The organism is Pseudomonas sp. PDM28 (assembly GCF_019219115.1).
Lineage (GTDB): Bacteria > Pseudomonadota > Gammaproteobacteria > Pseudomonadales > Pseudomonadaceae > Aquipseudomonas > Aquipseudomonas laurylsulfatiphila.
The window spans coordinates 88110-111022 of record NZ_JAHUWG010000002.1 but is presented as its reverse complement, the minus strand read 5'-3'; the positions used below and the strand labels follow the sequence as shown (position 1 = coordinate 111022).

Sequence of the window (22913 nt, the reverse complement as noted above, 5' to 3'; positions counted from 1 at the left end):
CTGTTCGTTGTGGAGGTAATCAATCGTGCTTGGTGCTCGCCAGGATGCGCTGTAGTCGGCGTTCGGCCGCTGTGCGAACTTCCTGTTGGGGGAAAATCCAGAACTGCTGCGCTTCGATCCCGGCGAGCACTTTTTCAGCCAGAGCTTCAGGGGACATGGCTTGGCTGATCAAATCACGTAAATGCGCATTCAGTTCCCCACTGTGGACAGAGCCGTTGTCATTCAGATTTCGGGCGATACATGTGTTGATTGCTGCAGGGCAGACCACCGAGATGGTGATGGGATGTTCTGTAGCTGCCATTTCCGCAGCCAGGCACTCGCTCAGAGCGATCACGCCATGCTTGGACACGGTATAGGGCGCCACCCAGGCACCGCTCGTAAGTCCGGCCAGTGAAGCAATGTTCACTACATGGGCGCCGCCTGTTTGTTTGAGCAGGCGCGGGATAAAGGCATGTATGGCATGAATCACGCTCCACAGATTGATGTCCAGCACACGCTTCCATTCTTGTACATCGAGTTCCCAGCTGGCTCCGCTGCTCAACACGCCAGCATTATTGATCAGGAGGTCGACGCGGCCGAACTGTTCGAATGCCCTGATGGCCAGGTTCTCCACGGCCGCGGACTCTGCGACATCCGTTTCGACAGACATGGCCGTGACGCCCAGCGCGCTCACCTCAGCGTGAATCTGCTCCAGCCCCGCCAAATTGATATCCGCCAGTACCAGGTTGTAGCCGCGCTTGGCCAGTGCAAGTGCCAGGCCTTTGCCGATACCGCTGGCCGCGCCGGTCACGACAGCGACCGAGTCTTTGCGAATGCGCATGGGGAGCGTGCTCCAAGTCTGAAATAAATACCGTTCTAGCGTAGGAGCGTTTGCGCAGCATCGTCCGCACGGACTAACCGGTAACTCGTCCAAATGGGGTATGTGCTGATTGGAGGTGGCGCCTAACGTGAGCACAACCTGAGCGCGATGCGTGCCTGACGTGCGCGCTTTATGTGGTCCGGCTGAATTGGCGTCAACGTGCGCCACGCTTTGAGGAGAGAGAAATGGCACTGGGACACAAGATCGAGACACAAGCGATCCCGGAACGTTACGCCCGTGGTTGGCATTGTCTGGGGTTAGCGCAGGATTACAAAGACGGCAAGCCACATAAGCTCGATGTGTTTGGCACCAAGCTGGTAGCCTTTCAGGGTGAAGACGGCAATGTGCATATACTCGATGCGTACTGCATTCACATGGGCGCCGATCTGAGTATGGGAGAAGTGCAAGGCAACTCTGTCGTTTGCCCTTTCCATCACTGGAGTTGGGGGGCAGATGGCAAATGCAACAGCATTCCTTACTGCAAACGAATTCCGCCAAGAGCCAAGACCAAAACCTGGCCGACGCGTGAGCAAAATCTACTGTTGTTCGTCTACAACGACCCGGAGGGCAATCCACCGCCGCCAGAAGTCGAGATTCCGCGCATTGATGCCTGTTTCTCTGATGAGTGGACGGATTGGAGCGTCAAGTATTGGCTGTTCAATACCAACTGCCGCGAGCTGGTCGATAACTTGGCGGATGAAGGTCACTTTGGTGCGGTCCACCATGCTCCCAATGATTATTTTGCCAACATCTTTGAAGGGCACAAGGCCAGTCAAATCACCATCGGTGGCAGTGAAACGCTAACAGAGGGGGGGTTGAGTACCTACAACACCTATTTCGGACCGGCTTACCACATCACCCATATGATCGCGGAACAAGGCGGAATGGCCATTGAGTCGATCCTGTTGAACTCGCATGTGCCAAGGGATCTGAACAGCTTTCATCAGCGTTTTGGTGTGATCGTCAAGCGCGTGCCAGGAATGTCGGACGCCGAGAACGAGGCATTGGCTGAAGCGTACTCGAAGGCAGTATTCGATGCCTTCGCCCAGGACCAAGTGATTTGGGATAACAAGGTGCGGATCGACAATCCAATGCTTTGTGAGAGCGACGGCCCGATTTATCAGTTACGCAAGTGGTACTCGCAGTTCTACACCGACGTCGCAGATCTGCCGGCAGATGTGTGTGAGCGCAAGATCTTCGAAACCGTTACCAAAGTCGATTCGCCGGCGATGCACCACGTCTTCGAGCAGGAAGATTCCGGGGAGCAATGTTCCACACCGCTACAGGCTGGTCGCACGGCTTGAGTTGACAGGCGCAAGGCGGGTGGAGGGCGGACCGGGATGATCTTGGTTCGCCCTTTTTTACGTCAGTGAGATGCCTGTCGAAGCGCGGGCATTAGTCTTTTTGGACGATGCCTGGGGTCGGTGTGAATGGAAGGATAGAGTGAAAGGCACACAGTCTCTGGTGTGACCATCAAGCTTTTATAGGGAGAAAATGCATGTCCATTCAGTCCTTACCCAAGACGGCGATCCCGAGTGAGTTTGACCTCGTACAGCGTGCTCGCGCGATGGTGCCGCAGTTGCTTGAGCGTGCAGAACAGGCCGAGCGAGACGGTAAGGTCCCTGATGAAACGGTCAGTGAAATGCAGGAAGCCGGTTTCTTTCGTGTTTTGCAGCCCAAGCGTTATGGCGGATATGAAATGTCCCCGACGACCTTCTACAAGGTGCAAATGACGTTGGCTGAGGGCTGCATGTCGACCGCCTGGATCTACGGCGTGTTGGGGGTCCATCCCTGGCAGATGGCCTTGTTCGATGAGCGTGCCCAGGACGACGTTTGGGGGAGGGACACTTCCACTCTGGTGGGCTCGACTTACATGCCCGTCGGTAAAGTCACGCCGGCAGAGAAGGGGTTTCGTTTGAGCGGGCGTTGGAGTTTCTCCAGCGGTTGCGAGCATGTTGAATGGGTTTTTCTAGGGGGAATGGTTCCTCCCGGCACCGAGGGTGGTACGCCGGAATACCGCACTTTTCTATTGCCAAAAAGCGACTTCAAGATCGTTCGCAACTGGAATACCTTCGGTCTTAAGGGCACCGGGAGTCATGACATTGTGGTCGAGGATGTTTTCGTTCCAGAGTATCGAACCCATCGCACCCGTGACGATTCAGTAGCGGCCCGTCCAGGCTTGGCCATCAATGATGCGCCGCTGTACCTGTTGCCATTTGCACAGGTGTTTGTGCGTGCAGTGTCATCTTCCTGTATCGGTGGTCTGCAGGGCGCGCTGAATGCTTTTCGAGCGAGTGCCGCAGTGCAAGTCAGCCGCAATTTCCTCGGTGCGACCGCCAATGATCCATCGGCTCAACTGGTGGCCAGCGAAGCGGCTTCAGCGGTTGATCAGCTCAAAACGACATTGTTTCGCAATTTCGAGGCGCTAATGAGCGCTGCTCAAAAGGGTGAGCCGGCCCCTATCGAAGACCGATTGTTGTATCGCTTTCAATCGTCTCAGGCACCGGAAATTTGCGCGCATCATGTCAGTCGTCTACTCAAAGCATGTGGCGGTTCCGGACTTTATCAAAGCCATCCCGTGGTGCGCTATTTCCTCGATATTCATGCGGGGCGAGCGCACGTTGCCAACTATGCGGACCCCGTGGGGCGCAACTTTGGTGGGGTGCTCTGTGGTCTTGAGAATAAAGACACTACTGTTTAAACGCCTCTGGGCATCTTTCAGTCCCGCCGATAATAACGACAAGATCAGGCCATGAACGCGATAGCAAACCGGGAAGAAACATACGATGTGGTGGTGGTCGGGACCGGCGCGGGCGCGATGCTGACAGCTGCGCGAGCCCATGACTTGGGGTTGTCGGTACTGGTAATTGAAAAGACCGACAAATACGGCGGTACGTCCGCAGTGTCGGGTGGGGGGATCTGGATTCCCAATAACGACCACATCGCAGCCAGCGGTGGCACCGACTGCTCGGAAGATGCAATAAAATATCTGCTTGCTGCGGCCAAGGGCGAAGTGGCCCCGGAGCGTATTCGTGCCTATGTCGAGCAGGCGCCACTGATGTTGCGCTATGCGGAAGAAAAGACGCGCATGCGTTATCGAGCCGTGCCCAATTACGCCGATTATTATCAGGATCTGCCTGGGGCCAAACTTGGCTACCGGACCCTCGATCCGTTGGCATTCGATGGTCGCTCCCTCGGTTCGCTATTATCCCGGTTGCGTGAAACTTCCCCCACCATGCTGATATTCGGTCGAATGGGCATGACCACGTTCGAAGCCATGACCCTGTTGGCCCGGGTGCCCGGCTGGAAGAAGCTTGCGTTCAAGCTGGGCTGCAAATACTGGCTGGACTTGCCTGGACGGTTCCGTAGCAAACGCGATCGTCGGTTGACCATGGGCAACGCGCTGGTGGGCTCGCTTCTGCGCTCGTTGCTGGATCGCAAGATTGCAATCTGGTTGAACACACCATTGAAAAGCGTGTGCGAAGAGAGCGGCCGTGTCGTCGGCGTGAAGGTGACTCATCAGGGGCGGGAGCTGTTCATTCGTGCCCGCAAGGGCGTTGTACTGGCTGCCGGTGGTTTTGAACGCAATCAGCAAATGCGTGAGCAGTACTTGCCCAAGCCCACTCAAACGGGATGGACTGCCGCGCCACCCTGCAACACTGGAGATGCGATTCTGGCCGGACAACAGTTGGGGGCTGCGGTAGATCTGATGCAGCATGCCTGGTGGACGCCTACCGTACATGTGCCGGGCGAGGAGAAACAACGCGGCCTGTTTTCCGAGCGCGCCTTGCCAGGATGCATAGTGGTCAATCGACTGGGCAAGCGCTTTGCCAACGAAGCGCAGGACTACCTGGACTTCGTCCTGGCGATGTATGAAGACCATGCCAGGACAAAAGCCAATCTACCGGCCTGGATGATTTTCGACGCTAATTTCCGGCGCAAATACAACGCAGGTCCGTTGGTCTCTGCTTCGGTCATGCCTGATGCGCTGCTGCCACGTGACTGGATGGGCAATGTGTTTTTTCGCGGTCAAACCCTTGAATCCCTCGCCAGCGCCATTGGTGTCGACGCAGCGGGTCTGACGGACAGCGTACAGCGCATCAATCGCTACGCGGCCACGGGTATCGATACGGATTTTGCGAAGGGCGGTAACCAGTATGACTTGTTCTATGGCGACCCTACCGTCAAGCCTAATCCGTGTCTTGGACCGATCCTCAAACCACCGTTCTACGCACTGAAACTCGACGCGGGAGAGATCGGAACCAAAGGTGGCCTGGTGACCGATGAGTTCGCTCGGGTGTTGAACGAGTCCGGGCAGCCTATCGTCGGGCTCTATGCCACCGGCAATACATCAGCCTCAGTAACCGGGCCTTCTTATCCGGGGGCGGGCGCCACGCTTGGACCCGCGTTGACATTCGGTTTCATCGCCGCCAACCATCTTGCGGGAGAGAAAAATGCTTGAAGGAAAAATCTGCTTAGTTACGGGTGCGAGTCGAGGCGTTGGCCGTGGCGTAGCACTCGCGCTCGGCGCCGCGGGCGCTACGGTCTACGTGACTGGACGCAGTGTACGAGAAGGTGATGCGCCTTTACCCGGCACAGTTTATCGCACCGCTGAAGATATCGATCAGGCAGGCGGACAGGGCATCGCCGTGGTCTGTGATCATGCCGACGATGCTCAGGTCCAGGCCTTGTTCGAGCGGGTTCAGCGTGAGCAGGGACGGCTCGATATTCTGGTCAACTGCGCCATCGCCATTCCCACAGAGCTGACGGATATCGCGCCGTTCTGGAAGAAGCCGCTGGCAATGACCGCGTTATTCGGGGTCGGTATGCATTCGGTGTATGTCGCCTGTTATCACGCGGCGCCCTTGCTGCTGGAAACCCAGGGGTTGATCGTCAATATTTCTTCCGCTGGCGGACGTTGCTATATGCATGGCCCGGCTTATGGCGGTGCAAAAGCTGCGACCGACAAAATGTCCCATGACATGGCTCACGACTTTCGCGCATTTGGAGTCAGTGTTGTGTCTCTGTGGCCGGGGCTGGTCAAAACCGAGCGGACCTTGGCTGTCTGTGCGGCGGAGCCGGAGAAGTACGGCGACTGGCTGGCCATGGGCGAAACGCCGGAGTTTCTTGGGCGGGTAGTGGCGGCGTTGTATCTTGATAGCGAGCGACAGGCGCGCTCAGGAAAAGTCTTCTATGCCGCCGAATTGGCAGTGGATTACGGCGTGCAGGATGAGGGCGGCATACAGCCTCCATCCCATCGTGCGTTCCTCGGTGATCCTCCTGAGTTCTCTTCGGCAGTGGTGGAGTAGCACGCAATTTTTTTGATCATTGCTCCCCTTCACAAACTGATCATGGCGCCCCGTAAAAGGGGCGTTTTTTTTGCGGCAAAGATTTAAAGCGCTGGCGATAGTCCTATTGGACGATGAGTCCAGACGCATTGAATCCGAGAATCCAGACATCCCAGAACCAATTACAAAAAAGTAAGGGGCGCGCTTTTGAAGACTCGCATGCAAGACAAGGTGGTGTTGATCACCGGCGCAGCCAGTGGTGTAGGCCAAGCGGCCGCGCAAGCACTGGTGGAGCAGGGAGCCCGCGTGGTAGTCGCCGATGTTGATGAGCACAATGGTCGTGAAACCGCTCAACGCTTGGGCGAGGCTGCACTGTTCGTACGCTTGAACATCGCTGATGAGTACGATTGGGAACAGGCTATGGCCGTGACTTATGCGCATTTCGGACGCCTGGACGCGGTCGTCAATAATGCCGGTATTTTGCCGATGGACGATATCGAGCAGACCAGTCTGCAAGAGTGGCGGCGAACACTTTCGATCAACGCCGACGGGACTTTCCTTGGCTGCAAATACGCCATTCAGGCTCTGCGTGAGAAGGGTGGGGCAATCGTCAACCTCGCTTCCACCGCCGCTGTCGCAGGTCACCCTGGCATGTGCGCTTACTCGGCTTCCAAGGGGGCCGTGGCTGCTCTGACACGTAATGTGGCCGTGCATTGCCGCAATCATGGCTATCGAATCCGTTGCAATACGATCATTCCCGGCGGGATCCGCACAGCGATGACGGCTGCCATCTGGAGCGGGAATGACGACCTCAGCTTTGCTGACAATCCCAAGTCGCCTTTCTGTGAGCCAGAGGATGTAGCCAATCTGATTGTGTTCCTCGTCTCGGATGAATCGCGATACATCAATGGTGCTGAAATGCGAGTCGATAATGCATTTCTGGTGGCGCTCGGTTGAGCAGGAGATCTTGAAACATGAGCGGCCCGGTTTATCACACCCTTCGTATCCGAACCGTCATTGAAGAAACGCTGGACGCCAAGTCCCTCGTGTTCGATGTTCCGCTGTCGTTGGCTGACACCTTTCGCTATCGGCCGGGGCAGTTCCTCACATTGCGTTTACCCGTTGGCGAGCGGCACTTGCCCCGTTGTTACTCTCTGGCCAGTTCGCCCTTGGTCGACGGCGCAATGCGGGTTACCGTCAAGCGCGTTCGCGACGGGCGGGGCTCCAATTGGGTCTGCGATAACCTGAACGCCGGTGATGAGTTGCAGGTGCTGCCACCTGCTGGCGTATTTACGCCGAAATCCTTCGAAGGCGACTTCTTGCTCTTTGGTGGGGGCAGTGGCATCACCCCAGTGCTGTCGATCCTGCGCTCGGTGTTGGTGGCGGGTACGGGACGGATCTGTCTGATCTATGCCAATCGCGATGAAGCCTCGATCATCTTCCGTGATGAGTTGAAAACCCTTGCTGCCGCCCACCCATCACGCCTGCAAGTCCTGCATTGGCTGGACTCGGTTCAGGGTATTCCTTCGGTCGCCCAACTTGCGGAACTGGCCCGGCCGTGGCGCCAGGCCAATTGTTTTATCTGCGGTCCAGGGCCTTTCATGGATGCGTCGGTCGAGGCGCTGCACGGTCTGGAGATTCCCCAGGCACGGATTCATGTCGAGCGCTTCGTGTCCTTGCCTGAAGAAGGGGCTGAGGTCGTGCCGATTCAAGGCGATGGCCCGGTCAAGGAAGTGCGTCTTGACGTCACGCTCGATGGAGAGCGTCACCAATTGACCTGCACCAATCAGGAATCCCTGCTCGACGCCATGCTGCGCGCTGGTATTGATGCGCCTTATTCCTGTCGCGCAGGTGCCTGTGCCACCTGCATGTGCACGTTGGTGAGCGGAAAAGTGAATTTACGCGTGAATGATGTGTTGGACAAAAACGAGCTGGCTGAAGGCTGGACGTTGGCATGCCAAGCGGTCGCCGACAGCGATCACATCACTTTGCGCTTCCCGGATTGATCGTGCCGGGCTGTCTTAACACTGAGGTTTATTGAACATGGCGTCGAATACTCTGACAATCCCTCGCATGCTGGCGCACTCGGCGCAGCGCCACGGTGAACGTATCGCTATCGAGGAAAACGGTGTTGCGATCACGTATGCGCAGTTACATCGCAACGCCTTGAAAGTCGCCGCGGGACTTATCGCCCTGGGCGTTGAGCCCGGTGACCGAGTGGCTATCTGGGCGCCCAACGGCAGCCAGTGGATCGTCGCGGCGCTGGGTATTCATTGCGCAGGTGCGGCGTTGGTGCCGGTCAACACCCGCATGAAAGGCAGTGAAGCCGGTTATGTGTTGGCCTCCAGTGGTGCGCGCGTCCTGTTCAGTGCCGGGCAGTTTCTCGGCAGTCACTATCCTGAGTTGCTGGCTGAACATCGTCCCTCCTCATTGGCGCAGATCGTCGTCCTCAATGACGCACGTCCCGTCGAACTGAGCTGGGAAAACTTTCTCGACAAGGCGCAGGAGATTGATGATGCCGTGGCGTTCCAGCGTGCGGCAGCGGTGACTCCGGACATGCTCAGCGATGTGATGTTCACCTCTGGCACTACGGGTAACCCCAAAGGCGTCATGACCGCACATGGGCAGAACCTGAAAGCTATCGACGGCTGGGCCCAGGCCATGGGTTTGTGCGCAGAAGACCGCTATTTGATCGTCAATCCGTTTTTTCATGCCATGGGTTACAAGGCGGGCTGGTTAGCAGCCTTGATGCACGGCGCGACAATCCTGCCGCAACAGGTTTTTGATACGACGGCCGTATTGAAAGCCATTGAGCGTGACCGCATCAGCGTATTACCTGGACCGCCCACGGTGTTCCATAGCTTGTTGGCCGACCCTGCGTTGGCGACGACTGATCTATCAAGCTTGCGCGCAACCATTACCGGTTCGACCACCATTCCCCCCAGCCTGATTGAGCGCATGCGTAACGAGTTGGGTTTCAAGGTCGTGCTAACCGGTTACGGTCTGACGGAATCCTGCGGGTTTGCCACGTTGACCTCTCGAGATGATTCGCCACAGGTGGTCGCTCATAGTTGTGGCCGAGCGATGCCGGGCGTTGAGCTGAGGATTGTTGACGAGCACGACCGGGAGGTTGAGCCAGGAACGGCGGGTGAGGTGCTGATTCGTGGCTACAACGTCATGCAGGGTTATTTTTCCGACGATGCCGCTACTCGTGAGGTGGTGGACACCGAGGGTTGGCTGCACACAGGAGATATCGGTTTGCTTGATGAGGCGGGCTGTTTGCGCATCACGGATCGACTTAAGGACATGTACATAGTGGGTGGCTTCAACTGTTACCCGGCAGAGATCGAACGTTTGATCGCTGCTCACTCAGCCGTCGCTCAAGTGGCGATAGTCGGTGTCCTGGATGATCGTATGGGGGAGGTTGGGCGAGCCTTTGTGGTGTTACGTCCGGGTGCGTTGATGAATGGCGAGGAGTTCATTGCCTGGTGCCGTACGAACATGTCGAACTATAAAGTGCCGCGCTACGTCGATTTCGTTGACAGCCTGCCCACTAACCCCAGCGGTAAAGTCCTCAAACGTGAGCTGAGGTCGGTGGCGCTGGCGCAGGTTTCCTGAACGGGAAGCGAGCGTAGCGATTAATGAAAAGGGAACCGATCGGTTCCCTTTTCACGCTTTGCCTGGCGCATCGGCCACACAATAATCCTGTCTGTCAGCATGCGCATCGAATCCTCTCCAGCAGGGTTCGAGGGGGCGTCGAACCGCCGATCTTCGCGGGTTTTTGATTATCGAATCGATAGTCTCAATGGACGATGTTTGATCCCGCTATCCGTCTGAGAATCCTCATCAGGTAATCGAAATTTCTGAGAGGCACTCATGATCGATATCAGAGGACTGGCCTACGTGGTCGCGGAGTCGACCGACATTGCCCGTTGGAAACGTTACGGCGAACAGGTAATGGGCTGCATGTCGACACCGACAGCGGCAGGTGGCGTCTATCTCAAGCTCGACGAGCGTCCCTATCGCTATGTCATAACCCCTGGAGAGCGTGATTGTTACTTCGCGTCCGGGTGGGAAGTGGCCGATCAACAGGCATTTGACAAGGCCGTTGTCGAGCTGGAGGCCGCTGGTGTCAATCCGCGTAAGGCAACCGCGGTTGAGCTGGTTTCACGCATGTTTCAAGACATGGTCTGGTTCCTTGACCCTTCTGGTAATCGTCATGAAGTGGTCTGGGGGATCAAGTCCGACTTCAAATTGTTCGACTCGCCGGTCGGCATCCCGAAGTTCATCACCGGAGCGATGGGGCTAGGGCATACCGTGTTGCCTGCTGCGAAATTCGATGCCACCTGGGCTTTTTTCCGCGATGTGATGGGCTTCGGTTTGTCCGATATCTACAACCATCAGGCAGGTCCTGATGCACCGGTCCAGCGATTGCACTTCACCCATTGCAACAACGGTCGTCAGCACAGCTTGGCGTTGTTTGAAGCTGAGGCTCCGTCTGGCTGCATTCATGTCATGGCCGAAGTCGATTCGATGACAGAAGTCGGACGGGCCATGGATCGTTGCAAGGCGCAGGGGTTCAAGCTTCTGGCGAGCCTGGGTCAACACGTCAATGACGAAATGGTTTCCTTCTACATGGAAACCCCCGGAGGTTTCGCGTTGGAGTACGGCTATGGCGGGTTGGTCGTGGACTGGAACCAGCACTCGGTCTTTGAAGCCACTGCGATCAGCTATTGGGGGCATGACTGGAGTCTCGGTCTCGCCACTGCACACCTGGATAAATGAGGCTCACGATGAATAAAGAACTCAGCGCAAAGGATGTCGTCGCTCGACTGCGTGACGGCATGACCGTCGGTATCGGTGGTTGGGGGCCGCGTCGCAAGCCCATGGCGATCGTTCGTGAACTGCTGCGCTCGGACCTCAAAGATCTGACGATCGTCAGCTACGGTGGGCCAGAAGTGGGAATGCTTTGTGCCGCGGGCAAGGTCAGAAAACTGATTTTCGGCTTCGTCACACTCGACGCCATTCCGCTGGAGCCTTACTTCCGTAAAGCCCGTGAAGCCGGTGAGTTACAGGTCATGGAACTGGACGAAGGGATGTTCGAGTGGGGCTTGCGTGCTGCAGGTATGCGTATGTCTTTCCTGCCGACCCGCTGCGGTTTGGGCACCGATGTGCTTGACCGCAATCCTGATCTACGCACGGTGCGTTCGCCTTATGACGACGGCGAGGTTTATGTCGCCATGCCGGCCTTGAATCTCGACGTGGCGCTGATTCATGTCAATGAATCGGACCGCTTGGGTAACACCTTGGTCAAGGGGGGGGATCCGCTTTTTGATCACCTGTTCGCCCGTGCCGCCAAAGAGTGCTACGTCAGCACGGAAGTCCTGCATGACTGCTTCGGTCTTGCTCCGGAGATGGCCCGCCTGAATTTTTTCGAACGTTACCTGGTCACTGGCGTGGTGCACGCACCTTTTGGCGCACACCCCACCTACAGTGGCCCCGATTACGGCTGGGATCTGGAGCACTTGAAGCGTTATTGCGCCAGTGCCACCCAGGAAAATGGCTGGCAAGGCTACGTCGATGAATTCATTGCCTGCAGTGAAGCCGAGTACCTGAGCAAGGTTGGAGGCGCCGAGCGCGTCAGCAAATTGCCTTTGCCGATTTTCTAGCTTTCGCAGCCTAAAGATAAGGACAACCGTCATGACTCAAGCCTCTACTGCCGCCACCGACTACAGCCTCGCTGAGCTGTTGATTATTGCTGCCAGCGAAGCCTGGCGTGGCAATGGTGAAATTCTGGCGTCCGGGATCGGTGTGGTGCCACGCCTGGGGGCCAGCCTGGCCAAGCTCACTCATTCGCCCGAGCTTTTGATGACCGACAGTGAAAGCTTTCTGGTCGAGGAGCCGATTCCCCTTGGTCCGCGTGGCGATTACCAGCCCAAGTATTCCGGCTACATGTCTTTCGACCGAGTGTTCGAATGCGTTTGGGGCGGTCGGCGGCACGCGATGATCGGTCCGACTCAGATTGATCGCTATGGTCAGACGAACCTGTCACTGGTTGGTGATTACATCAAACCTAAAACTGCCGTTCTGGGCGTTCGCGGTCTGCCGGGCAATAGCATCAACCACGCCAACTCGTTATTCGTGCCTAACCACAGCGTGCGGGTTTTCGTCGGCGCCGAGGTCGATATGGTCTCCGGTGCCGGATACAACCCGGAGCGTTGGCCTGATGGCTCACGCAATGATTTTGTCGATCTGCGATTGATCATTACCGATCTATGCGTCATGGATTTCGGTGGACCCGATCATGGAATTCGAGTGGTTTCCTTGCATCCCGGTGTGACCTTTGAACAGGTTCAGAGTGCCACCGGTTTCAGCCTGCTAAAGGCTGACGAGATCCTGACGACTCCGGGACCGAGCGAAGAACAGCTGGAAATCATTCGCCGCCTCGATCCGCACAACTTGCGAGCAAGTGTGATCAAGAACAATCCGCCTGGTGTACGCACCGCCTGAAGCCGCTGCAAGAACGGGGAGCACCATATGGCTGAACAACAAGAAACAGGCGTCGACAGTGCGCAAGAGGTGGTCCTGTACACCGTGCAGGATGGCATCGCGACAGTGACGATGAACCGCCCCGAGTTCAACAATGCGCAGAACTCGAAGATGACCTATGCACTGGACGCTGCCTTTCGCCGCGCGGTGGATGATGACGAGGTCAAGGTCATCATCCTGCGTGGCAGTGGCAAACACTTTTCTGCCGGCCATGACATCGGCACGCCAGGACGAGACATCAATCAGAGTTTTGATCGCGCATCGCTGTGGTACGACCATGTGAACAAGCCAGGTGGCGAGTTTCTTTATGTGCGTGAGCAAGAGGTGTATCTGGGCATGTGCCGACGCTGGCGCGATCTGCCCAAACCGACCATTGCCATGGTCCAGGGTGCCTGTGTAGCCGGTGGTCTGATGCTGGCCTGGGTTTGCGACATGATTGTTGCCAGTGACGATGCGTTCTTCTCCGATCCAGTTGTGCGCATGGGAATTCCGGGCGTCGAGTACTTTGCCCATGCTTTTGAGTTGAACCCACGCATTGCCAAGGAGTTTCTGTTTCTCGGTGAGCGTATGAGCGCCGAGCGGGCCTACCAGATGGGCATGGTCAACCGCATTGCCAGTCGGGAGAACCTCGAGGAAGAGACTTACAGCATCGCTCAACGGATCGGCAAGATGCCTCGCATGGGGCTGGCCTTGACCAAACAGGCGATCAATCACATCGAAGACCTGCAAGGCAAGCGGGCCGGCATGGATGCTGCGTTTGCCTGGCACCATTTTGCCCATGCTCACAATGAGTTGATCTCCGGTGACAAATTGGGCGGTTACGACGCCAAAGCCATGGCTGATTCGCAGCGCACTCCAGGTGAAGTCCGTTCCGGCGAGGCGCAAAACAAATGACCCTGAGCCTGCATACACCGATCTGTGACCTGCTGGGTTGCCGCTATCCGGTTATTCAAACCGCGATGGGCTGGGTGGCGGACGCGCGGCTGGTGGCGGCAGTCGGCAATGCAGGCGGTTTTGGCTTTCTGGCAGCCGCGACCCTGCCAGCGGACCGGTTGGAGGCGGAGATTCGTCAGGTGCTGGCGCTTACTGATCAGCCGTTCGGAATCAATTTTCACATGTTCCAGGCGAATGCCGAGCAAGTTCTGGCCTTGATCGTCAAATACCGTTTACGCGCAGCAAGTTATGGGCGAGGTGCGGATCGTCAGAGCATTGATCGTTTGAAGCAGGCAGGGGTGATTTGCATACCTACTGTGGGTGCCGTAAGGCATGCGCGTAAAGCCGTCGAGTTGGGTGCTGACGCCTTGGTCATCCAGGGTTCCGAAGGCGGTGGGCATACCGGTGTCGTGCCTACCAGCATGCTCCTGCCAATGGTGCTTGATGCGGTGAATGTACCGGTTCTGGCGGCCGGCGGACTGCACGATGGTCGGGGGCTGGCAGCGGCCTTGGCGTGTGGTGCTCAGGGGATAGCAATGGGCACACGCTTTTTGCTGACTGAGGAATCACCCGTGCCGGCCACCACGCTGGAACGCTATTTGAGTGTTAGAGATCCAGCCAGTATTCGCGTTTCCCTGGCGGTAGACGGCTTGCCGCAACGGATGATCGACAACCCGACACTACAGCGTTTGGAGCGGTCGGGCGTGGTACGTCAAACCTGGCAAGCCTTGCGCAGTGCCTGGTATTACAAACAGCAGGCCGGTCTGAACCTTTTCCAATTGTTGCGCGTCGCGCTGAGTACCTGGCGGGCTGACAGCGAGCTCTCGCTGAGTATGGCCGCCCGCGCCGCCAACGCCCCACAACTGATTCGCCTGGCATTGAGTGACGGACGCCCCGACGACGGCGTGCTACCCAGTGGCCAGGTGGCTGCCAACATCGATCGACTACAGAACTGTGCACAGGTTATCGAAACAATCGTTGTCCAGGCCAGTCAACGGCTACTGGCTCTTCAGACCTGGATGGCAACGACTCCAGAGGTAAAGATATGACTCAAGGATTTCATAGCTCGATAGAAGACGGTGTCGCGGAGTTGGTCATCGATCATCCCCCGGTCAATGCCCTCGACAGCGCGGGCTGGTTCGCCCTGGCTTTGGCGATTGATGCTCTCGGTGCACGAAGCGACGTTCATGTGATTGTGATTCGAGCTGAAGGTCGAGGTTTCTGCGCAGGTGTCGACATCAAAGAGCTGGCGACCTATCCGGAGCGCATTGTTGCAGTCAACGCAGGCAACTACGAAACCTTCAGGGCGGTGCACCGCTGTCCGGTGCCCGTGATTGCGGCGGTGCACGGCTTCGTTCTGGGTGGGGGCATCGGCATCGCCGGTGCGGCAGACATCGTCATCGGTGCCGAGTGCGCAACGTTCGGTGTACCGGAAGTTGATCGTGGCGCAATGGGTGGCGGGGCGCATTTGCAGCGTCTATTCCCGGTACAGAAAGTGCGCCACATGTACTTTACCGGAGAAAAAATCACTGCCGCCGAGGCCTATCGCCTTGGTGCGCTAGAGCAGGTTGTACCGCGCGCGCAGCTACGGGAAACCGCGCTGGCCGTCGCGCGCAAGATCGCTTCCAAAAGCCCGGCAATGATTCGCTTGGCCAAAGAGGCATTGAATGGTGTCGAAGACGGGAACCTGGAGGACAAGTATCGCTGGGAGCAGGGTTTTACGCTTCAGGCCTATCTGAATGCCGACTCCGCCGAAACCCGCCAGGCCTTCGTCGAGAAGCGCCAGGCGAGCTTTATTCCACACAGCGCGGATTGACCAGGAGAGCCTTTGATGAAACTCGAATATACCGACCAGCAACAGGCGTTCCGTCAGGAAGTCCGCAATTGGCTGGCAGTGCATGTACCCAAGCGACCTTTGGACAGTTTCGACTCGGCGGAGGGCTTCGAACAGCATCGCGAATGGGAGCGAACGCTGGCAACCGGCAACTGGAGCATGGTGACCTGGCCCAAGGAGCTGGGCGGTCGCGCTTGCGATCTGATTGAGTGGTTGATCTTCGAAGAAGAATACTGGCGCGCCGGTGCGCCAATGCGGGTTAACCAGAACGGAATTTTCCTGCTCGGCCCAACGTTGATGGATTTCGGCACACCCGAACAGAAGCAGCGTTTCCTGCCCATGATGGCCAGCGGTGAAAGCATTTGGGCTCAAGGCTGGTCGGAACCAAATGCTGGCTCGGACATGGCGGCCATTCGTGCCAAAGCGACCCGTGATGGTGATCACTATGTGCTTAACGGTCAGAAAACCTGGTCGACCCGAGCGGTTTGGGCTGACTGGTTGTTCGGGATGTTCCGTAGCGACCCGAACTCGCAGCGTCATCATGGCTTGAGTTTTCTTCTGGTGCCGTTGGATTCGCCAGGCATCACGGTTCGTCCGATCCGTCAGCTCAACGGGCTGCCCGGTTTTGCCGAAGTGTTCTTCGATGATGTACGGGTTCCGGTTGAAAACCGGTTGAGTGAGGAGGGTGCGGGTTGGCAGGTGGCGATGTCCACGGCCGGTTTCGAGCGCGGTTTGATGCTGCGCTCACCCGCGCGGTTCCAGGCGACCGCCAAAGCGCTGGTGCAGCTGTATCTGGCGAACCGGGCTTCGGCCGACCAGGATCCATCGGTCCGTGAGGCGGTAGTCAGTGCCTGGATGCAAGCAGAGGCCTACGCACTCGCGACCTATCGCACCGCCAGCAGCCTGATTGCCGGTGGGCATATCGGCGCTGAGTCCAGCACCAACAAAATCTTTTGGTCCGAGCTTGATCAGCGTATGCACGAGACGGCCATGCAAATACTCGGTGCGCGCGCAGAGCTGTTGCCGCACTCACCTGCGGCCCAAGACGTTGGCACTTGGCTGGAGGGGTTCATGTTCGCCCAAGCCGGGCCTATCTACGCTGGCACCAACGAGATCCAGCGCAACATTATTGCCGAGCGCATGCTCGGTATGCCTCGCTGAGGAGACGTCCATGGACTTTAAATTTACAGCGGATCAGATTCTGTTTCGCGACACCATGCGGCGATTCTTTCTGGTCGAAGCCGCCCCTGAAATGCTTCGCGAGCTCTGGGAAACTGAAGCTGGTCGGTCCCCGCAGTTGCGCCGCAAGATTGCCGAACAGGGCTTGACTGCGCTGTCGGTCGGTGAGGCCTATGGTGGGCTGGGATGTGGCGATGTTGACTGGGCGTTGATGATGCCCGAACTCGGCTACTTTGCGATCCCCGACTCGTTGGCGGGTACCGCCTACCTGGCGGCAGCCATGCTCAGTGCCTTGCCGGATGAGTCGCCGATCAAGCAGGAATGGTTGCCACGTGTTGCTGAGGGTAGCGCAAGGATTGCCGTGGGTCACCCGATCAACCCATTGGTGGCTGACGCGCACCTTTGTGACTTGCTGCTATTAGCCCATGAAGGTGAGGTCCATGCGTTGCATCGTGACGAGGTGAAACTGGAGCGCAATTTGAGCGTCGATTTATCACGGCGCCTGTCCCAAGTGAGCTGGACACCGAGCGACAGCAGCCGTATTGCCGATGCCCAGAGCGGGCAACTGATCTGGACCGACACCCTTGAGCGTGGTGCCTTGGCCACCAGTGGGCAGCTATTGGGCCTGGCCAAACGCATGCTTGACCTCTCCATCGATTACACCGCCGAGCGCAAGCAATTCGGTAAGCCGATTGGCAGTTTTCAGGCGGTCAAGCACCACTTGGCAAACGTCGCTGTGCTGATCGAGTTCGCCAAGCCAGTGTTCTATCGCGCGGCCTATGCCGTCGAGCACCAACTCCCTAACCGTGAAATCTATGTATCCCACGCCAAGTTGGCGGCGGGCGAGGCCGCGTTGCTTGCCGCGAAGATGGGGATTCAGGTTCATGGGGCCATGGGGTACACCTGGGAAGTCGACCTGCAAATTTTCATGAAGCGCGCTTGGGCCTTGGTGGGGTCCTGGGGCGATCGTGGCTTTCACAAAGCCCGGGTTGCCGAGTTCGTACTCGGTAACGTCGACCAGCTTGGTCCGGGCAATACCTTTAACTTGAATGAATGAGGTCCAGCATGGCGCAAGCCTATATCGTCGATGCACTGCGTACGCCGACCGGTAAACGTCGCGGCTCGTTGTCCGAGGTTCATCCTGCTGACCTGGGGGCACACGTTTTAAAAACCTTGGTCGAACGCAATAATATTCCTGCCGAAGACTACGAAGATGTGATCTTCGGTTGCGTGGATGCGGTCGGTCCCAACGCAGGGGTTATTAGCCGCACTTCCTGGTTGGCGGCCGGTTTGCCTGACCATGTGCCAGGGACGGTGATCGACCGCGCCTGCGGCTCCTCACAGCAGGCCCTGCATTTTGCCGCGCAAGCCGTAATGAGCGGCACCCAGGATGTGATTGCGGTGGGCGGCGTGCAGAACATGAGCATGGTTCCGATTGCCTATGCCATGACCGCCGCGAACCCCTTGGGTTTTACCGACCCGTTCTCGGGCAGCAAGGGCTGGAAAGCGCGTTACGGCGATCAGCCAGTCAATCAGTTTTATGCGGCGCAGATTATCGCCGAGAAATGGAAACTGACCCGCGAAGACATGGAGCGATTCTCTCTGGAGAGCCATGAGCGGGCGTTAAGGGCTATCAAGGAAGGGCGCTTCGAGCGCGAGATCGTCGGCCTTAATGGTTTTTCCATCGACGAGACACCACGTGTCAGTAGTCTGGAAAAAATGGCCACGCTGGAGCCAGTCGATCCGGCTTACCCGATGATCACTGCCGCGGTGTCCAGCCAGACCTGTGATGCGGCCGCCGCTCTGCTGGTGGTTTCCGAGGCGGCGCTCAAACGTTACAACCTGACGCCCCGTGCACGGATCGAGCACATCAGCGTGCGTGCCGATGATCCGATCTGGCACCTGACTGCGCCGATTCCAGCCACCGCTGCCGCTTTGAAAAAGGCGGGCCTGCGCTTGGAAGACATCGATCTGGTAGAGATCAATGAAGCCTTCGCTTCCGTGGTCCAGGCCTGGCTCAAAGAGACTGGCTATCCCCATGAACGAACCAACGTCAATGGCGGGGCTATAGGTCTAGGTCATCCGCTGGGCGCCAGTGGCGCACGCTTGATGACAACCTTGCTGCATGAGCTGGAACGCACCGGTGGCCGTTATGGCTTGCAGACAATGTGCGAGGGTGGCGGCCAAGCCAACGTCACCATCATCGAACGACTTGGGTGAGGGATTTGAAAATGGGTATTTGTGCTAACAGAACAGTAATTATCACCGGCGCCGGTGGTGGTCTTGGGCGTGCTTATGCGTTGGCCTTCGCCGCCGAAGGCGCGAATGTGGTGGTCAACGACATTCGTCGTGAGGCTGCCGAGGCGGTGGTCGCCGATATCGTCGCCGCCGGTGGGCAGGCACTGGCCAACGATGACGACATTACCCGTCTCGACCACGCTCACGCGATCGTCGAGAAGGCCGTGGCACATTTTGGTGAAGTGCATGTACTGGTCAACAACGCCGGCAACCTGCGCGACCGGATGTTTGTCAGCCTGAGCGAAGATGACTGGGACGAGGTCATGCGCGTCCACCTCAAGGGTCACTTTTGCTTAGCCAATACCTTGGCCAAACGCTGGCGCGATAAGGCCAAGGCGGGCGAACTTGTCGATGCACGGATAATCAACACCAGCTCCGGTGCCGGGCTGCAAGGTTCGGTCGGACAATCCAATTACGCCACCGCCAAAGCTGGCATTTGTGCGCTGACACTGGTGCAGTCGGCAGAGTTGATCCGCTATGGCATCACCTCTAATGCCCTGGCGCCAGCCGCGCGTACCAGCATGACCGAGTCGGCAATGCCCGATGTAGTGAAAAAACCCAGTGACGACAGCTTCGATTTTTGGGATCCCGCCAACGTCGCGCCGCTGGTGGTCTGGCTAGGCAGTGAACAGTCTCGACACATCAACGGGCGGGTCTTCGAGGCTTCCGGTGGCAAGCTGTCGCTGGCCGATGGCTGGCGCCTTGGCCCACAGCGCGATAAAGCGGCGCGCTGGCTGCCGGCTGAAATTGCAGAAGTAGTCGATGCACTGGTTGCTGAAGCGGTACCTCCACAAAAGGTGTACGGGGCATGAGTGCCGGTATGGATTTTTCCCTCAACGACGATCAGCGGATGATCGCTGAAGCCGCCGAAAGCTTCATGGCCGAGGCCTGTCCGTCATCTTCGGTGCGTGAGGCCATGGAAAGCCCGACTGGCTACGACGCCGCGCTGTGGAAGCAGATTGCTGAAGACATGGGCTGGTGCGCCACGCATATTCCTGAAAGCCAGGGCGGACTGGGATTATCGTGGGTCGAGTTGACCCTGATTTTCGAACAGATGGGACGACGTCTGCTGCCATCGCCGTTTTTCGCCACAGTGGGCCTGGCTGCGACGACATTGCTCGAAGCGGTGGACGAGTCCACACGTGCTGCTTATCTGGAGAAAATTGCCGCCGGGCAGTTGCGGGCGACCGTGGCATTAGCAGGCAAAGGCTTATCCTGGTGCGCCGAATCGCCTGGTGCCACGGCTCAGGCCTGCGCTGAGGGCTATCGTCTGCAAGGGCGATTCCGACACGTCCCGGATGGCGCCAGCGCCGAGCTTTTTTTGTTGCCTGCGCGGCTGGAAAACGGTGAGTTGGCGTTGTTCGCGGTTGCTGCCGACCTCCAGGGGATCGAGCGGCAGGAACACGTCGGTGTCGATCTGACGCGACGCGTGGCTGAGGTTATTTTGACCGACGTTACGGTTGGAAACGTCTGCAAACTGGCCGCAGGTCCACAACTGGATGACCGCTTGCAACGTGTGCAGGCCCTGGCAACGCTGGTGCTCGCCGCCGAGCAGCTGGGTGGTGCGCAACAGTGCCTAGACTTGACACTGGCCTATGCCGCTGAACGGGTGCAGTTTGGTCGTCCGATCAATGCATTTCAGGCGGTCAAACACCGCTGTGCGGAAATGATGGTGAAGATCGAGGCGACACGTTCTGCCGTCGGTGGCTGTGCTCGCGTTGCAGCCACTGTGCCTGGGACCGCCGAGTTGCTGCGCGAGGCGGCCTGCGTCAAGAGCTTCGCCAGCGAGACCTTCTATTTTTGCGCTCAAGAAGCGATTCAGTTGCACGGCGGCGTGGGGTTCACTTGGGAATACGATCCGCAGCTGTATTTCAAACGTGCCCAGGCGAGTGCTCATTGGTTTGGCGATGTCGACGCGTCCCGCGAAGCGATTGCTAGCTGGCTGATCACGGGCGGCGAAGCCGAGCGGGAAACGCCTGAAGAGGCGGATGAAGCGCTAGCCTTTCGCGCAGAGATTTCGCAGTGGATGGGGGAGCATTTAACGGGTCGCTTCGCTTGTCTGAAGCATCGCGGTGGCGCCGGAGACGAGGATGCCTATCCAGAGCTGCGTAAGGAGTGGGAGCAGGAACTGGCCAAAGGCGGTTGGACCTGCGTCGGCTGGCCGAAGGAGTACGGCGGCCGAGGCCTCAGTGTGGCGCAGCAGATTATTTTTCACGAGGAATACGCTCGCGCAGGTGGTCCGGGCAATATCGGACATTTGGGTGAAACGCTGCTCGGTCCCACTGTGATTGCCTTTGGCAGCGAAGCACAGAAACAACAGTTTCTACCGGGAATCGTGGCAGGTACCGAGTATTGGTGTCAGGGGTATTCCGAACCCAGTGCCGGCTCAGACCTGGCCAATGTACAGACCCGTGCACGCCTTGACCCGGTGACCGGTGAATGGGTGCTGCACGGTCAAAAAGTCTGGACCTCTCTGGCACACGAATCGCAATGGATTTTTGTCGTGGCCCGTTGTGAGCCCGAGTCTCGTGGGCATCACGGGCTGATCTTTTTACTGGTTAAGCTGGATCAGCCGGGTGTCGATGTTCGCGGGATCAAGCAGATCACCGGCACCTGTGAATTCAACGAAGTGTTCTTCGATGGTGCCCGCTGTCCGGCACAGAATGTTATTGGTCAACCCGGCGAGGGCTGGAAGATCGCCATGGCCTTGCTTGGATTTGAGCGCGGGCTGTCCTGGATCGGCATGCAGATGCATTTTGCGCATCAGCTCGAGCTGGTCTGTAAAGCAGCCCGGGATACCGGCAGCGCCGACAACCCCTTGATTCGTGCGCGTATCGGCCAGGCCTGGATGGGCCTCAAGGTTATGCACTACAACACCTTGCGCACGCTCAGCGGCGGGGATGACGGCAGCCTTTCCCGAGAGGGTTACATCATCAAGTACTACTGGTCCAACTGGCACCGCGATCTGGGCAAGTTGGCCATGGATGCATTAGGTATCGAAGGCGATATCTATGTCGATGACTTCTCTCGAACCCGACTACAACAAGTGTTCCTCTTCAGTCGTTCGGACACCATCGTCGCGGGTACCAACGAGATTCAGCTCAATATTATTGCCGAACGTGCCTTGGGTATGCCCAAAGAAGCACGACCGACGCGCTAGCTCAACAGGAGTCACGCATGATTAATGTTCCTGCATATGTTCCCGGCCATGATCTGCTCAAGGGCAAGTCCGCGCTGGTTACCGCTGCCGCTGGCGGTGGTATTGGCTATTCCACTGCGCAACGATTTGCCGAGGAGGGTGTGCGCGCGTTGATGCTTTCTGACGTGCACCCGCGTCGCCTTGAAGAGGCGGTAGCCCGTTTGCGTGAGGAAACCGGACTCGACGCGATTTACGGCCAAGTCTGCGACGTGACACAAGAAGATCAAGTTCAGGCCTTGGTTGCCGAGGCTGAGGCGTGTCTGGGCGGCACCGATATCCTGTTCAACAACGCAGGTCTGGGCGGGCAAAAACGCATCATTGAAATGAGCGATGAGGAATGGCTGCGGGTGATCGATGTATCGCTCAACGGTACGTTCCGCATGACCCGCGCGATGCTCAAGGTCATGCAACCGCGTGGCCATGGTGCAATCATCAATAACGCCTCGGTGCTGGGCTGGCGCGCTCAGAAAGAGCAGGCGCACTATGCGGCGGCCAAGGCCGGGGTCATGGCCCTGACGCGCTGCAGTGCGTTGGAAGCGGCCGAATACGGCATCCGCATCAATGCAATATCTCCGAGCATTGCCATGCATGCGTTCCTGAAAAAGACAGCGGATGAAAACCTGCTTTCAGCTTTATCCGCCAACGAAGCCTTTGGGCGCCCCGCGGAAGTCTGGGAGATGGCCAATATTGCAGTTTTCCTGGCCAGTGAATATGCGTCCTATCTCGTAGGAGAAGTCATTTCTGCCAGTAGTCAACGGGCTTGAGGGTGGGCAC

Annotated in this window: 20 protein-coding genes and 1 pseudogene; 20 read left to right on the top strand and 1 reads right to left on the bottom strand. The window is 57.7% G+C overall.

All coding sequences use genetic code 11. The features are described 5' to 3' along the window. Positions 1-19 precede the first annotated feature (19 nt). On the bottom strand, positions 20-820 hold the full coding sequence (locus tag KW841_RS03855) for an SDR family oxidoreductase (RefSeq protein ID WP_218473705.1): 801 nt from the start codon (positions 818-820) through the stop codon (positions 20-22). Positions 821-1044: 224 nt separating this feature from the next. Between KW841_RS03855 and KW841_RS03850 the strand changes: the two genes are divergently transcribed. The 20 genes and pseudogenes from KW841_RS03850 (at position 1045) to KW841_RS03760 (ending at position 22903) form a co-directional block, all read left to right on the top strand. Beyond that, entirely contained in the window at positions 1045-2163 is a 1119-nt protein-coding gene (locus KW841_RS03850; RefSeq protein ID WP_218473703.1) for a Rieske 2Fe-2S domain-containing protein, read from the top strand. Between the two features lie 194 nt (positions 2164-2357). After that, the gene (locus KW841_RS03845) at positions 2358-3560 is read left to right on the top strand and encodes an acyl-CoA dehydrogenase family protein (RefSeq protein ID WP_218473701.1); all 1203 of its coding nucleotides are present in this window, start codon (positions 2358-2360) and stop codon (positions 3558-3560) included. A 51-nt stretch (positions 3561-3611) separates the two neighbouring features. Further along, on the top strand, positions 3612-5321 hold the full coding sequence (locus tag KW841_RS03840; protein ID WP_218473699.1) for an FAD-dependent oxidoreductase: 1710 nt from the start codon (positions 3612-3614) through the stop codon (positions 5319-5321). Further along, on the top strand, positions 5314-6168 hold the full coding sequence (locus KW841_RS03835) for an SDR family NAD(P)-dependent oxidoreductase (protein ID WP_218473697.1): 855 nt from the start codon (positions 5314-5316) through the stop codon (positions 6166-6168). Before KW841_RS03840 ends, KW841_RS03835 begins: the two co-directional genes overlap by 8 nt. A gap of 198 nt (positions 6169-6366) precedes the next feature. After that, positions 6367-7104 (top strand): glucose 1-dehydrogenase, encoded by a 738-nt coding sequence (locus tag KW841_RS03830; protein WP_218473695.1) that lies wholly within the window; start codon positions 6367-6369, stop codon positions 7102-7104. A gap of 17 nt (positions 7105-7121) precedes the next feature. After that, complete coding sequence (locus KW841_RS03825) at positions 7122-8153, top strand: ferredoxin--NADP reductase (RefSeq protein ID WP_218473693.1); 1032 nt, start codon at positions 7122-7124, stop codon at positions 8151-8153. A 37-nt stretch (positions 8154-8190) separates the two neighbouring features. Further along, positions 8191-9765: a FadD3 family acyl-CoA ligase gene (locus KW841_RS03820; protein ID WP_218473691.1), complete on the top strand. Its 1575-nt coding sequence runs from the start codon at positions 8191-8193 to the stop codon at positions 9763-9765. 258 nt (positions 9766-10023) lie between these two features. Beyond that, complete coding sequence (locus KW841_RS03815; RefSeq protein WP_218473688.1) at positions 10024-10932, top strand: VOC family protein; 909 nt, start codon at positions 10024-10026, stop codon at positions 10930-10932. An 8-nt stretch (positions 10933-10940) separates the two neighbouring features. Continuing rightward, positions 10941-11816: a CoA transferase subunit A gene (locus tag KW841_RS03810; RefSeq protein ID WP_218473686.1), complete on the top strand. Its 876-nt coding sequence runs from the start codon at positions 10941-10943 to the stop codon at positions 11814-11816. Between the two features lie 31 nt (positions 11817-11847). Continuing rightward, the gene (locus KW841_RS03805) at positions 11848-12657 is read left to right on the top strand and encodes a CoA-transferase subunit beta (protein ID WP_218473683.1); all 810 of its coding nucleotides are present in this window, start codon (positions 11848-11850) and stop codon (positions 12655-12657) included. A 27-nt stretch (positions 12658-12684) separates the two neighbouring features. Then, positions 12685-13590, top strand: a complete 906-nt coding sequence (locus KW841_RS03800) for an enoyl-CoA hydratase (protein WP_218473681.1) — start codon at positions 12685-12687, stop codon at positions 13588-13590. Continuing rightward, a complete protein-coding gene (locus tag KW841_RS03795) occupies positions 13587-14678 on the top strand; it encodes a nitronate monooxygenase family protein (protein ID WP_218473679.1) in 1092 nt (363 codons plus the stop codon). Before KW841_RS03800 ends, KW841_RS03795 begins: the two co-directional genes overlap by 4 nt. Next, positions 14675-15445, top strand: a complete 771-nt coding sequence (locus KW841_RS03790; RefSeq protein ID WP_218473677.1) for an enoyl-CoA hydratase family protein — start codon at positions 14675-14677, stop codon at positions 15443-15445. Before KW841_RS03795 ends, KW841_RS03790 begins: the two co-directional genes overlap by 4 nt. Before the next feature lie 15 nt (positions 15446-15460). Further along, positions 15461-16624 (top strand): acyl-CoA dehydrogenase, encoded by a 1164-nt coding sequence (locus KW841_RS03785; protein WP_218473675.1) that lies wholly within the window; start codon positions 15461-15463, stop codon positions 16622-16624. A 10-nt stretch (positions 16625-16634) separates the two neighbouring features. Further along, positions 16635-17699 (top strand): acyl-CoA dehydrogenase family protein, encoded by a 1065-nt coding sequence (locus KW841_RS03780; protein WP_218473673.1) that lies wholly within the window; start codon positions 16635-16637, stop codon positions 17697-17699. Positions 17700-17707: 8 nt separating this feature from the next. Continuing rightward, complete coding sequence (locus tag KW841_RS03775) at positions 17708-18862, top strand: acetyl-CoA C-acetyltransferase (RefSeq protein ID WP_218473671.1); 1155 nt, start codon at positions 17708-17710, stop codon at positions 18860-18862. An 11-nt stretch (positions 18863-18873) separates the two neighbouring features. Next, the gene (locus KW841_RS03770; RefSeq protein ID WP_218473668.1) at positions 18874-19752 is read left to right on the top strand and encodes an SDR family oxidoreductase; all 879 of its coding nucleotides are present in this window, start codon (positions 18874-18876) and stop codon (positions 19750-19752) included. Beyond that, positions 19749-20873: pseudogene (locus tag KW841_RS29560) on the top strand (acyl-CoA dehydrogenase family protein); the annotation flags it as partial. The gene KW841_RS03770 and the pseudogene KW841_RS29560, both read left to right, overlap by 4 nt. Positions 20874-20885: 12 nt before the next feature. Further along, a complete protein-coding gene (locus KW841_RS29555; RefSeq protein ID WP_371319494.1) occupies positions 20886-22100 on the top strand; it encodes an acyl-CoA dehydrogenase family protein in 1215 nt (404 codons plus the stop codon). 17 nt (positions 22101-22117) lie between these two features. After that, positions 22118-22903 (top strand): SDR family oxidoreductase, encoded by a 786-nt coding sequence (locus KW841_RS03760; protein ID WP_218473663.1) that lies wholly within the window; start codon positions 22118-22120, stop codon positions 22901-22903. The last annotated feature ends 10 nt before the right edge of the window (positions 22904-22913 follow it).

Excerpts from the sequence above, each read along its gene's own strand:
- KW841_RS03775 (WP_218473671.1), top strand. The coding sequence starts at position 17,708 with ATGGCGCAAGCCTATATCGTCGATGCACTGCGTACGCCGACCGGTAAA.
- KW841_RS03760 (WP_218473663.1), top strand. The coding sequence starts at position 22,118 with ATGATTAATGTTCCTGCATATGTTCCCGGCCATGATCTGCTCAAGGGC.
- KW841_RS03835 (WP_218473697.1), top strand. The coding sequence starts at position 5,314 with ATGCTTGAAGGAAAAATCTGCTTAGTTACGGGTGCGAGTCGAGGCGTT.
- KW841_RS03830 (WP_218473695.1), top strand. The coding sequence starts at position 6,367 with ATGCAAGACAAGGTGGTGTTGATCACCGGCGCAGCCAGTGGTGTAGGC.
- KW841_RS03790 (WP_218473677.1), top strand. The coding sequence starts at position 14,675 with ATGACTCAAGGATTTCATAGCTCGATAGAAGACGGTGTCGCGGAGTTG.
- KW841_RS03840 (WP_218473699.1), top strand. The coding sequence starts at position 3,612 with ATGAACGCGATAGCAAACCGGGAAGAAACATACGATGTGGTGGTGGTC.
- KW841_RS03795 (WP_218473679.1), top strand. The coding sequence starts at position 13,587 with ATGACCCTGAGCCTGCATACACCGATCTGTGACCTGCTGGGTTGCCGC.
- KW841_RS03820 (WP_218473691.1), top strand. The coding sequence starts at position 8,191 with ATGGCGTCGAATACTCTGACAATCCCTCGCATGCTGGCGCACTCGGCG.
- KW841_RS03850 (WP_218473703.1), top strand. The coding sequence starts at position 1,045 with ATGGCACTGGGACACAAGATCGAGACACAAGCGATCCCGGAACGTTAC.
- KW841_RS03780 (WP_218473673.1), top strand. The coding sequence starts at position 16,635 with ATGGACTTTAAATTTACAGCGGATCAGATTCTGTTTCGCGACACCATG.
- KW841_RS03845 (WP_218473701.1), top strand. The coding sequence starts at position 2,358 with ATGTCCATTCAGTCCTTACCCAAGACGGCGATCCCGAGTGAGTTTGAC.
- KW841_RS03855 (WP_218473705.1), bottom strand. The coding sequence starts at position 820 with ATGCGCATTCGCAAAGACTCGGTCGCTGTCGTGACCGGCGCGGCCAGC.
- KW841_RS03825 (WP_218473693.1), top strand. The coding sequence starts at position 7,122 with ATGAGCGGCCCGGTTTATCACACCCTTCGTATCCGAACCGTCATTGAA.
- KW841_RS03770 (WP_218473668.1), top strand. The coding sequence starts at position 18,874 with ATGGGTATTTGTGCTAACAGAACAGTAATTATCACCGGCGCCGGTGGT.
- KW841_RS03815 (WP_218473688.1), top strand. The coding sequence starts at position 10,024 with ATGATCGATATCAGAGGACTGGCCTACGTGGTCGCGGAGTCGACCGAC.
- KW841_RS03785 (WP_218473675.1), top strand. The coding sequence starts at position 15,461 with ATGAAACTCGAATATACCGACCAGCAACAGGCGTTCCGTCAGGAAGTC.
- KW841_RS03805 (WP_218473683.1), top strand. The coding sequence starts at position 11,848 with ATGACTCAAGCCTCTACTGCCGCCACCGACTACAGCCTCGCTGAGCTG.
- KW841_RS03800 (WP_218473681.1), top strand. The coding sequence starts at position 12,685 with ATGGCTGAACAACAAGAAACAGGCGTCGACAGTGCGCAAGAGGTGGTC.
- KW841_RS03810 (WP_218473686.1), top strand. The coding sequence starts at position 10,941 with ATGAATAAAGAACTCAGCGCAAAGGATGTCGTCGCTCGACTGCGTGAC.